At 44.3% G+C, this 13,875-nt stretch carries 13 protein-coding genes; 4 read left to right on the top strand and 9 right to left on the bottom strand.

Annotated features, from left to right (window positions below; translation table 11 throughout):
- Positions 1 to 22: 22 nt before the first annotated feature.
- The 5 genes from JNUCC31_RS06215 to JNUCC31_RS06235 all read right to left on the bottom strand — a co-directional run bounded on the left by JNUCC31_RS06215 (position 23) and on the right by JNUCC31_RS06235 (position 6,839).
- Positions 23 to 1,942 carry a beta-glucoside-specific PTS transporter subunit IIABC gene (locus JNUCC31_RS06215; protein WP_192269595.1) on the bottom strand — a complete coding sequence of 640 codons (1,920 nt, stop codon included), beginning with the start codon at positions 1,940 to 1,942 and terminating at the stop codon, positions 23 to 25.
- A 127-nt stretch (positions 1,943 to 2,069) separates the two neighbouring features.
- Positions 2,070 to 2,921, bottom strand: a complete 852-nt coding sequence (gene licT / locus JNUCC31_RS06220) for a BglG family transcription antiterminator LicT (protein WP_192269598.1) — start codon at positions 2,919 to 2,921, stop codon at positions 2,070 to 2,072.
- Positions 2,922 to 3,152: 231 nt separating this feature from the next.
- Positions 3,153 to 4,577 (bottom strand): glycoside hydrolase family 1 protein, encoded by a 1,425-nt coding sequence (locus tag JNUCC31_RS06225; protein ID WP_323374364.1) that lies wholly within the window; start codon positions 4,575 to 4,577, stop codon positions 3,153 to 3,155.
- Between the two features lie 231 nt (positions 4,578 to 4,808).
- Positions 4,809 to 6,266: a glycoside hydrolase family 1 protein gene (locus JNUCC31_RS06230; protein ID WP_192269605.1), complete on the bottom strand. Its 1,458-nt coding sequence runs from the start codon at positions 6,264 to 6,266 to the stop codon at positions 4,809 to 4,811.
- 279 nt (positions 6,267 to 6,545) lie between these two features.
- Positions 6,546 to 6,839 carry a hypothetical protein gene (locus JNUCC31_RS06235; RefSeq protein WP_192269608.1) on the bottom strand — a complete coding sequence of 98 codons (294 nt, stop codon included), beginning with the start codon at positions 6,837 to 6,839 and terminating at the stop codon, positions 6,546 to 6,548.
- A 148-nt stretch (positions 6,840 to 6,987) separates the two neighbouring features.
- Between JNUCC31_RS06235 and JNUCC31_RS06240 the strand changes: the two genes are divergently transcribed.
- The 3 genes from JNUCC31_RS06240 (at position 6,988) to JNUCC31_RS06250 (ending at position 9,725) form a co-directional block, all read left to right on the top strand.
- Positions 6,988 to 8,052, top strand: a complete 1,065-nt coding sequence (locus tag JNUCC31_RS06240) for a suppressor of fused domain protein (protein ID WP_192269611.1) — start codon at positions 6,988 to 6,990, stop codon at positions 8,050 to 8,052.
- A gap of 18 nt (positions 8,053 to 8,070) precedes the next feature.
- Positions 8,071 to 8,829 (top strand): LuxR C-terminal-related transcriptional regulator, encoded by a 759-nt coding sequence (locus JNUCC31_RS06245; RefSeq protein ID WP_192269614.1) that lies wholly within the window; start codon positions 8,071 to 8,073, stop codon positions 8,827 to 8,829.
- A 107-nt stretch (positions 8,830 to 8,936) separates the two neighbouring features.
- A complete protein-coding gene (locus JNUCC31_RS06250; protein WP_192269617.1) occupies positions 8,937 to 9,725 on the top strand; it encodes a hypothetical protein in 789 nt (262 codons plus the stop codon).
- A gap of 139 nt (positions 9,726 to 9,864) precedes the next feature.
- Here JNUCC31_RS06250 and JNUCC31_RS06255 read toward each other — a convergent pair whose 3' ends face one another.
- The gene (locus JNUCC31_RS06255) at positions 9,865 to 10,263 is read right to left on the bottom strand and encodes a hypothetical protein (RefSeq protein WP_228469543.1); all 399 of its coding nucleotides are present in this window, start codon (positions 10,261 to 10,263) and stop codon (positions 9,865 to 9,867) included.
- 302 nt (positions 10,264 to 10,565) lie between these two features.
- Here JNUCC31_RS06255 and JNUCC31_RS06260 point away from each other — a divergent pair, with 302 nt between their 5' ends.
- Positions 10,566 to 10,766: a hypothetical protein gene (locus JNUCC31_RS06260; protein ID WP_192269620.1), complete on the top strand. Its 201-nt coding sequence runs from the start codon at positions 10,566 to 10,568 to the stop codon at positions 10,764 to 10,766.
- Positions 10,767 to 10,838: 72 nt separating this feature from the next.
- Here the strand turns inward: JNUCC31_RS06260 and JNUCC31_RS06265 are convergent, their stop codons facing one another.
- From JNUCC31_RS06265 to JNUCC31_RS06275, 3 genes are all read right to left on the bottom strand, one after another.
- Positions 10,839 to 11,543, bottom strand: a complete 705-nt coding sequence (locus JNUCC31_RS06265) for an ankyrin repeat domain-containing protein (RefSeq protein WP_192269623.1) — start codon at positions 11,541 to 11,543, stop codon at positions 10,839 to 10,841.
- A 13-nt stretch (positions 11,544 to 11,556) separates the two neighbouring features.
- Complete coding sequence (locus tag JNUCC31_RS06270) at positions 11,557 to 13,062, bottom strand: S-layer homology domain-containing protein (protein ID WP_192269626.1); 1,506 nt, start codon at positions 13,060 to 13,062, stop codon at positions 11,557 to 11,559.
- A gap of 119 nt (positions 13,063 to 13,181) precedes the next feature.
- Entirely contained in the window at positions 13,182 to 13,874 is a 693-nt protein-coding gene (locus JNUCC31_RS06275) for a response regulator transcription factor (protein ID WP_192269629.1), read from the bottom strand.
- Between the last annotated feature and the right edge of the window lies 1 nt (position 13,875).

The raw sequence follows: 13,875 nt of genomic DNA on the forward strand, positions 1-13,875 counted from the left end.
GACTGCTGCTTTTTGATGTTCGTTAAGCTTTTGCCGTAAACAACAATTCTTTTTCTTTAATCATTGTACGTCCGGCAGATTCAATTGAATGATATTGATGCATGTTCGTAATGATTACCGGCGTAATCGTTGTGTAACCGGCTTTTTCGATTTCTTCCCGGTCGAATTCCATCAGTACATCACCAACGGCAACCTTCGCTCCTGCTTGAACTTTAGGGGAGAAGAATTGACCTTTCAGTTTCACGGTATCAATCCCGATATGAATCAGCATCTCAGCGCCGTCATCACTAACGAGACCAATGGCATGTCCACTCTTCGACAATGAGAATACTGTACCGTTAATTGGAGAAACCACGCGGCCTTCCGACGGCTGAATCGCAAAACCTTTACCCATAATCTCTTCCGAGAATGCGGGGTCCGGAACTTCACTCAGTGATTTAACTTCACCAGTAATTGGGCTAAATACGTCTTGATCCAGCGCTTTAGTTTCTTCAACAGCAGTTACTGCGGAAGCAGAAGTCGTTGCTGCTGGTGTTGTAGGTTCAGCAGCTGCCGTCGCTTCAGTCGATTGTGGAGCATTGTCTTCTTGGAAACCAAGGATGTACGTCAGTACTGCTGCTGCTACGATGGCAATCAAACCACCAGCCAGGGCATAGAGCAGTGTACTAATTGCCGGACTGATAAATGCTGCAATACTTGGCAGACCCACTAGACCTGTAAGCACATAAGCTTTAACATTGACGATCCCCATGAATCCACCTGCAACAGCTCCACCGATCAGGGCTGAAATAAATGGTTTTTTGAACTTCATATTGATCCCGTACATTGCCGGTTCCGTAATCCCCATGATAGCCGTAAGACCTGTGGAATAAGCAAGCGATTTAGTTTTACCATTTTTCGATCTAAGACCTACACCAAATGCTGCACCACCTTGTGCCAAGTTAGCCGCAAACATCAGTGGAATAATAAAATCGTAACCAAGTGATGTCATCGAACCAACAATGATCGGCAACAGTGCATAGTGCATACCTGTAATGATCAGAAGTGACATCGTACCACCAATCAAGATACTTGCGAATATAGACATATTGTCGAACAACCATGAAATACCACCTGACAAACCATTACCGAGCACTGTACCCAATGGTCCAACCGTCATCAAGGTCAGAGGAACCATAATTAACAGGGTAACCGTTGGAACAATCAGAAGCTTAAGCGAAGCATGTGTAACACGATCAACCGCTTTCTCTACATAGGAAGCAATCCAGATTGCGAGAATAATCGGAATAACCGTAGAAGAATAGGTTGCTGCTATAACCTTAATGCCCACAAATGTGGTGTCGCCATTGGCAAGCAAGGCTGTAATCGTCGGATGCATAATCCCCGCTGCCAGCGCTGCAGCAATATACATATTGCTACCGAGCTTACGTGCAGCACTGATTGCCAGAATGATCGGCAGGAAGTAGAATGCACCATCACCGATAGCAGATAAAATGATATAAGTTGAACTGGTATCAGACAACCAACCTACAGCTACCAGGATTGCCACGATCCCTTTGATCATACCGGCACCGGTAATCGCTGGCAGAATCGGCGTGAATATTCCGGAAATAAAGTCGAACAATGCACTTACTGGATTTCTCTTTTTCTTCTCCACAGTCGAAACAGCGGTTGATCCAGCGTCTGCATTCGGGGATTTGGACATGTTGCCTACAAGTGCATTATACACAACAGGCACATCGTTCCCAATAATGACCTGGAACTGACCACCATTCTCCATAACGCCCATAACACCAGGTGTATTTTTCAGCGTCGCTTTGTCCGCCAATTTGTTGTCATTCAGGTTAAATCGGAGTCTTGTCATACAGTGTGTGACTTGATCGATGTTCTCTTCGCCACCAACAAGCTTCAAAATATCCTTGGACAATTGTTGTTTATCCATTGTGTTTTGCTCCTTTTATGTGTAATGAAGGTTAAAAAAAACCTAAACACTGAATAATGACAAAGCAGTTTCAGCTTATCATTATTCAACGTTTAGGTTTTGCCTTTTTTGCAGTAACAATCCTAAATTATTCAATTGTTTGTTCATTTCTGACAACACGTTCAATGTGAATGGTCAGATAAAGAACCTCTTCTTTGGATAAAACCCGGTTGTAAATCTTGCGGGTATATTCATTAATCTTAACAGCACAAGCATGTGCTTCAGGATATTGCTTACTCACCAAGTCATGAAGGGGATTATCTTCTTCCTTATCTTCAATGGCTGTTCCTTGCAGTACACGTTGAGCAAAAAACTTCAAATGAGTTAAAAACCGATAATAACTCAGCGAATCTTCATCCAACTCAATAACGAAACTCCGTCTTACAATGTTGAGTATATCCTTAACAATATTCGTGATACTGATCGTTTCCCTCATCTCACCGTTCATCTGGGCGTTAACCAGATGCATGGCGATGAATGCGCATTCGTCTTCGGGAAGCAGAACACCCAAGGTTTCTTCAATAATTTGCAATGCTTTGAGACCGATTGCATATTCCTTGCGGTACATGCGTTTGATCTCCCAGAACAGTGCATTTCGGATCTGCAATCCTTGACGATGCCGATCAATGGCAAAATGAATATGGTCCGTCAGTGAAATGTAGATGCTCTCATGTAACTTCTCACCTAACACGGTCTCTGCATAACGGATAATTTCATCCGAGCATTCGACATATTCAACTGGAATATCAGACAGAAGCGTTTTCAGTTTCTGCGATACTTCCTTGCTTTCGAGCGAGAATATTTTTTCGACGAGACTCTCGTCAATGGTTTCACCAGTATGCTTTTTGAAGGCAATTCCCCGCCCCATGACGACCAGTTCGTTTCCTCCCGGATCAATCACAGTAACTACGTTGTTGTTCAGCACCTTCTCAATTTTCATTTCTTCACATCACCTTGCACCGTCAAAGTAGTAAAAGGCAAAACCAAAACAGGTCATTAACATGCCCTGCTTCTGGTTTTGCCTGATTGAACAGTAACAATCCAGTATTCATTAGCCTTAGGCCTATCTTACCATATAATTATTTATCTGACAATGTTTTTGTGAAAGCGGTTAATGTGCTCTAATATGATACGAGAAGATGCAAATTAACTAGGTCTATAGAACTAACAATTAATTATTGCCGCTCTTTAGACTCGCTCCGTTAGTTTCAATAACTTCTTTATACCAATGGAATGATTTTTTCTTATACCGCTCAAGGGTACCCGATCCATCATTGTTACGATCTACATAGATGAAGCCATAACGTTTCTTCATCTCCGCCGTAGATGCACTCACAAGATCGATGCAGCCCCAAGAGGTGTAGCCCATGACTTCGACTCCGTCTTCAATCGCTTCACCTACTTGTACCAGATGATCATTCAGATATTGAATACGATAGTCGTCATTCACTGTTTTATTGCCATTTTCGTCTGTAATCAGCTCATCTACTGCGCCCAAACCATTTTCGACAATAAACAACGGTTTTTGATAACGGTCCCAGTATTTATTCAAGGTTACGCGCAGTCCTTGCGGATCGATCTGCCATCCCCACTCACTCGCTTTGAGATAAGGGTTTTGTACACCTGCAAACAGGTTTCCTTTTCCTTCGGTACGTTTCTCGGGATCACCTGTCTCACAGATACTTACATAGTAACTGAACGAGATAAAGTCTACGGTATGCTTCAGAATTTCAGCATCGCCATCTTCAAACTTGATATGGATATTATTCGCTTTGAAGTAACGATTGATGTATTTCGGATAGTAACCACGTGCATGAATATCAGCAAAGATATCATTACGCTGTTCAGCGTGCATCGCTGCAACGACATCATCCGGATTCGGTGTCAGCGGATACGTAGGCATACTCAGTACCATACAGCCGATTTTGGCTTCAGGCATAATTTCATGACCCAATTTCACCGCGAGCGCACTTGCCACCAGCTCATGGTGGATCGCTTGGTACAGGTCCTGCTTGGACAGTTCCGATTTTGGCGTATAAATCCCGCCACTCATGAATGGCTCTTCCAGAATGGAGTTAATTTCATTGAACGTCAGCCAATACTTCACTTTGCCTTTAAAACGGTTGAACAAGACGGTTACATAACGCTCGTAGAACTCGATCATTTTACGGTTAACCCAGCCATCATAGGTCTTGGACAAATGCAGCGGTGTTTCGTAATGGGAGATCGTTACGAGAGGCTCAATCCCATATTTGTGGCACTCATCAAACAGATCATCATAGAATTGCAAGCCTTTCTCATTCGGCTCCAATTCATCCCCTTTAGGGAAAATACGAGACCATGCGATGGATGTACGGAACACTTTGAAGCCCATTTCAGCAAACAGTTTGACATCCTCTTTGTAACGGTTATAGAAATCGATCCCGATCAATTTCAAATTATCCTCTGTAGGTCCTTCCGTTCTTGGCGTTGTAATCCCGTGAGGCATTACGTCTTGGACAGACAGTCCTTTACCATCTGTATTATATGCCCCTTCAAGTTGGTTGGCTGCTACAGCGCCGCCCCATAGAAAATCCTTCGGAAATGGTGTTGTCATATCTGTCATTCCTCTCTGGTTACGTCATATTCATTCTTTGTTAAAACAGTAGACCCTATGCCCGTGAGCATATCAAAAAGCGGGCAACGCGCCAACATAAAGGGTTTTTGATCAAATGATCACGGAATGGACAGCTTTATGTTGGGTTTTGCCCGCTTTATGGCGGTAACAATCCCGAATAGCCCAGTTAATTGAAGCGACCCGGTTTCAAAATACAGGAATCAGACCAAATTACAGTTGCTCACCATTGCTGGCAATCACTTTTTTGTACCAATCGAACGAATCTTTCTTGGAACGTTTGAGCGTTCCGTTTCCTTCGTCATCCAGATCGACGTAGATGAAACCGTATCGTTTGGACATCTCGGACGTAGACATGCTCACCAGGTCAATCGGACCCCATGCTGTAAATCCAATCAGATCCACACCGTCCTTGATGGCTTCTTTCATTTGTTCGATGTGTTTCTTCAGATAATCCACGCGGTAGGAGTCATGAATGGAACCATCTTCCTCTACCTTGTCATAAGCTCCGAGTCCATTTTCAACGATGAATAATGGTTTCTGGTAACGATCCCAGAAGTTATTCAACGTTACGCGCAGACCAATGGGATCGATCTCCCAACCCCAGTCGGAAGCTTCAAGATAAGGATTTTTTACGCCGCCAGTCAGGTTACCTGTTGTTTCTGCTTTGTCTGCGGAAGCAGATTTGGTTACCGACATGTAGTAACTGAAAGAAATGAAATCAACGGTATTGTTCAGCAGGATCTCATCATCGCCTGCTTCTTTCTCAATCACGATGTTGTTTTCTTCAAAATAACGAGCCATGTAGTTCGGGTATTGACCACGAGCATGCATATCCGTGAAGAAGAGGTTAATCTGATTCTCATGTTGCGCCAATCGAACATCTACCGGGTTACAAGTCGCCGGGTACGTTTCCATACGAGCGAGCATACAGCCCACTTGAGAACCAGGAATAATCTCATGTGCAAGCTTGGTTACGAGTGCACTTGCTACAAATTGGTGATGCAGCGCTTGATACGTCGTTTGCAGCTGGTTGTCCACTTTATCGATCAGGATACCGCCGCCTGTGTATGGGCTAAACAGCATCACGTTGATTTCATTAAACGTCAACCAGTACTTCACTTTATTTTTGTAACGGTTGAAAACAGTCTCTGCATATCTCACATAGTGCCCAATCACTTCACGGCCCGCCCAACCATTGTATTTCTGTGTCAGACCCAGTGGAGTTTCATAGTGAGACAGGGTAACCAGTGGCTCAATGCCGTATTTCAACAGTTCGTCGAAGACGTCGTCGTAGAATTTCAAACCCGCTTCATTCGGCTCTTGATCATAACCGTTCGGGAAAATACGTGCCCAGTGAATGGACAAACGGAACACTTTAAAGCCCATTTCAGCAAACAACGCGATATCTTCTTTATAGTGATGATAGAAATCAATACCAAAACGTTTAGGGAAACGTTCTTCAATTTTGCCGGAGAGGATCTCTTCAATTCGTGTAGAGGAGATTTCCATGGCATGTCCACCTGTACGCTTCTCTTTGGGAACATGCGCAATCATATCCGCCGTTGAAAGACCTTTGCCGTCCTGATCGAATGCACCTTCCAATTGGTTGGCAGCTGTTGCGCCTCCCCACAGGAAGTTTTCGGGGAATCCTTTTTTTGCCGTGGTCATAAAGAACAACCTCTTTTCGAATTTTATTTAGGTTTTTTCCGAATACTGCCGTAGTATTTCAGGCTAAAAAACAAGAAAAAACCTAAACTCAAGGTAAAATAGCTCACGAAAAAGAGCCTTCATTTCACCATCAGTTTAGGTTTTGCCTGTCTTCACAGTTACAATCCATCAAAAGATGTTATTGCGTATTCTGTTGTTTTCTCTTGTAATGTAAGCGTAACATATCTGTTTTGCAAAATCAACTTCACTACACAACAGACTCACAATCCTTGAAAAGCATTAACGAGGCATCCGCATGATCGCTGCTCTTAATGCATTCATATCCTCTTTATTTCCCAGATAGCTGGCAGGACTTTCGTCTCCCAACGCTGGAACTTTCATGTCCATCCATCTGAGGGCATATTCACCCATTTCACATAAAAGCACCTTGCTAATATCCGCCGGAATCCCCCGCTGTTCAGCACATTCAGCCCATGTTGAGTCCACATTCAAATAAGCTTCTTCGAAGAGTAGCACAAATGAGTCCCAACTGCATTGATTGAACTCCGCCAGATATAACTCTTTCATACTCATGTAAATCCCCTCCCTGAAATAGATATCGTATCCCCCAAGTCCTACGTTCAGCAATTCATCCTTAAGCCGCTTGAAACCGATTCTGGAAAAGGTAGACTTAATTTTAAATGTTTTTTTGGCAAATGGCTAGTCAAGGAGGAACACAACAATGACTGAAGAAACAAACACATCCGGTTGGGATGCTATTGATAAAGCGGTTGGTGAGTTATATGGAAATCAGGAACCACATCACTATGGTACAGCCATTCCTTATATGCTCGGTGGGCCTGATCCGTTAAATGGAATTAGCGTCTACAAAGTGGATGCACCCATGCCTCACTGGCATTTCATTACCTATGGATTTTCGGAACTGTATGAGAAGGAATCGGACGATCTGGAGCATAGCGGTTATGGATTTGAAATAACGTTTCGGCTTACCCGGAGTCAAGAAGAGACTGCTCCCCCCGCTTGGGCACTGAATCTGTTACAGAACGTTGGACGATACGTTTTTACTAGCGGGAACGTGTTTCAAGCTGGAGATTATATGGATGCAAATGGCCCCATATGCCTTGGTTCAGATACGTTATTAACAGCACTTTCTTTTATTGAAGATCCTGATTTGACAGAGATATCTACACCCAATGGAATGGTGAAATTCATTCAGATGGTAGGAATCACGGGCCTGGAACTCGAAACGATGCAGACATGGAATACACGCGGATTGTTAGCAGCCTTTGTTGAATTCATGCCGAAGTATGTCACGGATCTTAGTAGAAATTCATATTTGGATATGCCCTCAGTGATTCAGGCTGTTGAACACGGAATTGAACGGGAAGGTTCCAGTACAGCATTTCTATTCATACAACAACTGGCTTGGACACCCCCACGCAAGAGAATATTGCAGAAAAATGCACCCGCCGAACTCCAGATCGGGGCAAAACAGGCCCAAATTATCGGAAAAATACTCCGCAGCCGCTTTTCAAAGGGTGCTCCACTGTCCCTCATCGGATCAGGAGTGAACATTACGTTTGAAGCTGGAGAGGCGCCTTCATTTTCGGAGAATGGCAATCAGATTACGGTGGTTGTACATGAACAAGCCGTATTGGATTTGGCTGCCAACCTTCGCCCTGTCAAGCAATCATTTGAGATTGCTTCATTGCCCGGCATTCTTTTTCGGATTGCCCGCACCGAAATTACCGATCAGGATGGTCATGTGATCGAAACTATCGGTTGATTACAAGGAGGAAACCATATGTCTAATACATCTGCCTTACGGAAGAACTGGACTGAGAACGAAATATATGCTCCCAGCATAACACCAATCCAATATTTAACAAAAATCAATCTGGACAGGATTCGCAAAATCAATCATTTTCTAATTAGCGCATTCCAGCATAGCCTCTCGCAGATCAAGGAGAATCTGTCCAGTACGTATCTCTTTCTGCTTACAGATGCTGACGGGGTGCTGCTCGCCATGGATTACAGCTGTGATTTGGAACAGGTGGTGAAACAATCACCGATCCGTCCAGGCATGGTCTTTACGGCAACGAGCTGTGGTGTGAATGCCATATCGGAAACCATGGACAAACAGAAACCTGTTCTTCTGCCACCAGAGGAGCATGACCATCCTCTTTTCCAAAGCTGGCACTGTTACGCAACGCCACTGTCTGTCGGGCTTCAACATGCCGGGTACCTGGACGTTTCCACGATTAATGCGGACATGCAAAGTGAATTGATTGCAATAGCCAAACTGATTCCGGCCCATATGCAAAATTGTTATCAGTCTCACCTTGCCTCACCGGAAACAGACCAGCCATCGGTTGAGTTCACCAAGCGCCAGTTAACCATTCTGAAGATGATTGCCAGAGGACTGACGGTCAAAGCCATTGCATTGAAGTTGAAAATTAAGGAATGCACTGTGAATCATCATAAAAAAGTAATTTTCAACAAATTAGGTGTGCAATCCAGCGCAGAAGCTGTTTCAATTGCCAGCCGTCTGTCTTATCTATAAAGGTACCCCTATAGATTTCTATAGGTGGTCAACACGAACATCTGTGCTAGACTTTTCTGGTACGCAGGTTAGAGAGAGATTAAAAACACACATTTCAGGAGGGTAATATGTCTATTTCAAAAAAAGCTTCGTTATTTGCCATGTTAATTATGATTCTGCTGGTTGCAGCTGCTTGCGGTGACAAGTCGGATAACACCGCCAAAACGGATGAATCCACTCCGACGGAAACCACTGCCGGAACTGATACAGACACTGCCAAGACGGAAGATAAAGAGAAAACAGAAAGCTCAGAAGTATCCTCTACCGAGTCCAAGGAAACAGATAACTCCAAAAACGTTGAATTGGGAACTACGGAAAAAGGCTCTTACAACAATGACTATTTCGGTGTTTCACTGAAATTTCCAGAAGCTTGGGAGTTCCAGGATGCGGATGGCATGAATGAACTGACTAGCGCTTCGTCCGAAGCTATCGCTGGCGACGACGAAACGAAGAAAAAGCAAATTGAACTGTCTCAGACCAAAACGCTGAACCTGTTGATGGCTTCACAATATCCTTTGGACGGAGGACAAGTCGGACCTTCCGCCATGGCGATTGCCGAGAAAGTCAGCTTGCTGCAAGGGATTCGTACAGGTAAAGATTATCTGGAAGCAACCAAGAAATTCATGGTGGACAGCCAGTTCCCTTATGAATACAAGGAACTCACAACCGAAACTATCGGTGGCAAAGAGATGGATCTGATGCAGATCACAATGGATGCAGGCGATGGTTCAACCATTACCCAGGATTACTACAGCACCATTATTGAAGGTTATGCTTTCAACTTCATCTTCACCTATTTGGATGATAAAACGAAGGCCGAGATCGACACCATTAAGAAATCCGTTCAGTTCAAGTAAGCATGTCATATTGCTTAACGTGCTTAACATGCTTAACATGCTTAACGAGCTTAATGAGCAGCGCCTACCAGGCTTCTAAATAAAAATAAAGATAAACGGCTGTCTCCCGGATCAAACCAAGATCCGGATGGCAGTCGTTTTATTTTATAGAGAGAATAGATTTTGTTGAGCAGTCTGCATGATATCTTCGCTGTACGCCAGGCAACAGAGTGACAATCTGGATACCCACTCCCCAAGCAAAATAGACCAGATGGATGACAGATACATGCTGTATCCAGTAAACCTGTACCATAATCCAGATGATCAGAGCAAATCCCGTATATAAGGAGAACGTCCACCCCCAGTATTGATTTGAGTAGAGATTCAGTTTTTCACCTATTTCCCAGGGAGTACGACGAATGAGTACAATGGCAGTGACCATCGGCATAACACCAAGAACCAACAATAGTATAATTCCCGGAATCAAAAAACTGCCAAACGGGGAATGCTCCAACAATGAATCCGGCATCTGGACGAGATTTCCCGATGGATCGATCATGAGAACTCCCCCTCCAAACATGGCGCCTATACCCAAGAAACCTTGCATTATAATGAGCACCCATGATCTTTCAGGTCCACATTCACGCTTCATTCCATCATCACTAGTCCTCATCCCTCATCCTCCAGACATGTTAGTTAACAGATTTCACTGAAAGTTCTATTCCATTTTCACATATGGGGAAAACTGATCCTGTGCTCTTTCTCACTAAAATTGTCCCAAAAAATTCGATTATGGTAAAACTTGATAAAAGAACGTACGTTCGGTATAATGGGGATATACTTAATGAGCGAGAGGCAGATATGGACGACAAATTTATTAAGGAACTACGCGAGATTAGTCGGGACGACAGACGAAGATCCGAATTTATGATCCAAGGCATGAAGGAAACACTTCAGGGAAGAAAAGAAGAAAGTATGTTCAAGCGCTGGATTCGGCGTAAGAAGACAGAGAAGAAAATTTCACAACGATTCAATCAGGATCCCTCTTCGGATCAAAAGTAAGCAACATAAAGAGGAGGCGGATTACGCCTCCTTTATTATTTATATGAATACCTATTCTTCTAAACGTTGTATTTATTTCGCACCTGCCCGGATCAAAATCTCTTCGATTTCCTTGAAGCCTTTATTCTTAGCATGAATACGCGGTGATACACCATCACGATCTGAAAGGTTTACGTCTGCTCCATGATCTATGAGTAATTGAATCGTCTCCTGCTGGGGTGCACTGCCATCGTTTAAAATGATCGCTTCCAACAGAGCTGTCCAGCCCAATTGATTAACATGGTCCACGTTCACTGAAGTCAGGGTCAGCAGTTCTCGTACCACATCTACGTATCCATGCTCCGAAGCTGGAATAAGTGCAGTCCCTCCATAGCGATTTGTTATTGCCGGGTCTGCTCCCGCGTCAATCGTCAGCTTCAAAATATCCAGGTATCCTTCAGCACCAGCGAATAGGAACGGGTTATTCTTCATATCATCCTGTACATTAACATCTGCACCCGCTTCAATTAATTTTTGGGCTGAGGCCAGATCATTGTTGTACGTTGCAATCATAGCAGCCGTTCTTCCACTCTTATCCTGAGTATTGATATCGGCGCCCTCTTGAATCCACTTTTCGATACTTTCGGTGTCTCTTTCCTCAGCTGCCTTTAACAACAGCTCATCTGGTGAAGTCGATAACCTCTCCTCCACCTTTGGGTCGTTGCTCACCTCTGGCACGCAGCCTTGAACGACGAACATACTGCTTATTAGGATAATGATCATTAGTGACTTATTCATACTGCCTCCCTTACTACAGTGTCACTGTTACCGAAGAAGCGACACTCCAATCCCCAACTGGACTTATTGTATAGGTCGTACCAGGGTTTAACTTGCCATCATTAACAAGGTCAAATACGCCCGTGGCGCCTTTCCGACTTGAATATTTATATGTCGCTGTCAGAACGTCTCCGCTTGGTGAGGTTAACGTCACACTTCGACCGGAGAACAGTTCATCTCCAGGATCTTGCGCCAGCGTAACTTCAATTGAAGTTTCACTCACAGCTTGAGCACTTGCAACCTTCAGCGCATCAAACGATCTCGCCGTGAACGAAGCGTTATTAATGTTCGCCCAGTCAGAAGAAACCGTATATGTCACACCGGATTGCATTGTTTGTCCTTCAGGCAAACGGAACTTCGGTTCTTGTTTGCCATCTGTCGATTGCGTGAACGGAACATATTTGGCAACGATTGGCTCGCCGCCTTCTGGCGTAATCACGACTTGTCTTGCCTGCATGGAAGAGATAATCTGAAACGTTTTGCCATCTGCTTGTTCTTGGTCATTCATTACGAACGCATTAGCCCCTCGACCACCGCTATATGCCGAAATGATATAGCCATAATCCACAACACCGTTCGCTTGCAGTGCTTCAATCTCGAACGTATCATTTGTTACTTGACGAACCGTCGTCATGTTTAATTTCGTGCCACTGCCTTCAAAGGAACCAGCATCTTGGCCCTTATAAGTCAGGCTATACACTTCACCAGCCTTTTGAACGGATGTTGGCACGATATATGTCGCGATGGACCCTGTTTTCAGACGAGGCATGTTGGTCAACGTCAGTCCACTACTAAGCACAAAATCCGTTTTTGTCTTGGCAAACACTTCATCCGCTGCTGTCAGCGGCTTGTCAAACGTGACGATTAACGTAATGGCATTCAGTGATCTGACGCTCTGGATTTGTGCCTGTTCAGAAGGAATAGCCTTGTGAGCCGTCTGCAACAGCACCGCTGTTTCGCCCCGCGTTGCCGAGCCATTCTCCGAATAGAACGTGCTCATCCAATGGTGTACGGATTTCACGTCACGCTGCATCGCTTTGGATACGGCTTGTTCAAGTTCTGCATCTGACACTTGACCTTGCGGATTGAATTCCCCGTTGTTCGCCTGCATGATGCCAAGTTCAACGAGCTTTGATGCATACGGTGCATACCATGCGTTAGGATTGACGTCCGTTAATTCCACGCTTTCTCCCGTCTTGCTCTCCAGATTAAATGTTTTGTAGACCAGTGACGCTAACTCTGCACGGCTAATCGCTTTATGCTCACCCATGGATTGGTCGGCATACCCGTTCATAATCCGCAAGCTGTTCAGTTCCTTGATGGCGGCCGCAATCTGCTGACTCGTAAGCTGAGTCGTTGTAGCAGCAATGTTCTTAACGTATGTAGCTGCATGTACTTGGTTAGCCGTTAGCGGGAAAACGGCTGTACCTAATGCAGTTATGGTTAGAAATGTAGCGATTTTTCGGGTTGTGGGATTCATGGTTGAATTCCTCCTCTATAGATTGAAGTTGCCTGTATCTATAGAATAGAGGACAAAAAGAAACTCCTAAGGACAAAAACATTAAAAAACTATAAACTGAATCTAATTTTTCTCGAAACTTATACGGTGAACCGGTAGCCCGCACCCCAGACGGTTTCAATATACTCCGGATTTTTGGGATCTGCCTCCAGCTTACTTCGCAGTTTGCGAATATGGACGGTAACCGTTGCGATATCTCCGTTGGAATCCATGTCCCAGATCCGCTCGAACAGATCGGATTTGCTGAATACACGGTTGGGATGACTCGCAAGAAATACGAGTAGATCCAATTCCTTCGTTGTAATGGCTACCTCTTCGCCATTAGCAAAAACGCGGCGCGATCCCTTGTCGATATGAAGCCCGCGAATGTGGATTTCATCCTGCTCAGCTGGTTTGCTTTTGCCGAGAAGTCTTTCGTATCGGGTCAAATGAGCCTTTGCTCTTGCAACCAACTCGCTTGGGCTGAACGGTTTAGTAATAAAATCATCGACACCCAAATTAAACGTTCTAATCTTATCGATTTCCTCCTTTTTCGCGGAGACGACAAGGATCGGCACCTCCTTCACCTCACGAATGCGTCGGCACAATTCAAAACCGTCCAGTCCCGGAAGCATCAGATCAATAATAATCAGATGGTAACTCCCCTCCAAAGCCAGTTTCAGCCCTTCATCTCCGTTATGGCAGAGCTCCACAGAAAACCCGTTGAGTTCAAAATAGTCCCGTTCCAATTCCGCAATCGTTGTTTCATCCTCAATGATTAAAATGTTCGTCATT

Origin of the sequence: Paenibacillus sp. JNUCC-31 (assembly GCF_014844075.1) — a bacterium.
Classification (GTDB): Bacteria; Bacillota; Bacilli; order Paenibacillales; family Paenibacillaceae; genus Paenibacillus.

Bases quoted from the DNA above. Each gene is read 5' to 3' on its own strand.
- JNUCC31_RS06215 (WP_192269595.1), bottom strand. From the start codon at position 1,942: ATGGATAAACAACAATTGTCCAAGGATATTTTGAAGCTTGTTGGTGGC.
- licT (WP_192269598.1), bottom strand. From the start codon at position 2,921: ATGAAAATTGAGAAGGTGCTGAACAACAACGTAGTTACTGTGATTGAT.
- JNUCC31_RS06225 (WP_323374364.1), bottom strand. From the start codon at position 4,577: ATGACAACACCATTTCCGAAGGATTTTCTATGGGGCGGCGCTGTAGCA.
- JNUCC31_RS06230 (WP_192269605.1), bottom strand. From the start codon at position 6,266: ATGACCACGGCAAAAAAAGGATTCCCCGAAAACTTCCTGTGGGGAGGC.
- JNUCC31_RS06235 (WP_192269608.1), bottom strand. From the start codon at position 6,839: ATGAGTATGAAAGAGTTATATCTGGCGGAGTTCAATCAATGCAGTTGG.
- JNUCC31_RS06240 (WP_192269611.1), top strand. From the start codon at position 6,988: ATGACTGAAGAAACAAACACATCCGGTTGGGATGCTATTGATAAAGCG.
- JNUCC31_RS06245 (WP_192269614.1), top strand. From the start codon at position 8,071: ATGTCTAATACATCTGCCTTACGGAAGAACTGGACTGAGAACGAAATA.
- JNUCC31_RS06250 (WP_192269617.1), top strand. From the start codon at position 8,937: ATGTCTATTTCAAAAAAAGCTTCGTTATTTGCCATGTTAATTATGATT.
- JNUCC31_RS06255 (WP_228469543.1), bottom strand. From the start codon at position 10,263: ATGATCGATCCATCGGGAAATCTCGTCCAGATGCCGGATTCATTGTTG.
- JNUCC31_RS06260 (WP_192269620.1), top strand. From the start codon at position 10,566: ATGGACGACAAATTTATTAAGGAACTACGCGAGATTAGTCGGGACGAC.
- JNUCC31_RS06265 (WP_192269623.1), bottom strand. From the start codon at position 11,543: ATGAATAAGTCACTAATGATCATTATCCTAATAAGCAGTATGTTCGTC.
- JNUCC31_RS06270 (WP_192269626.1), bottom strand. From the start codon at position 13,062: ATGAATCCCACAACCCGAAAAATCGCTACATTTCTAACCATAACTGCA.
- JNUCC31_RS06275 (WP_192269629.1), bottom strand. From the start codon at position 13,874: ATGACGAACATTTTAATCATTGAGGATGAAACAACGATTGCGGAATTG.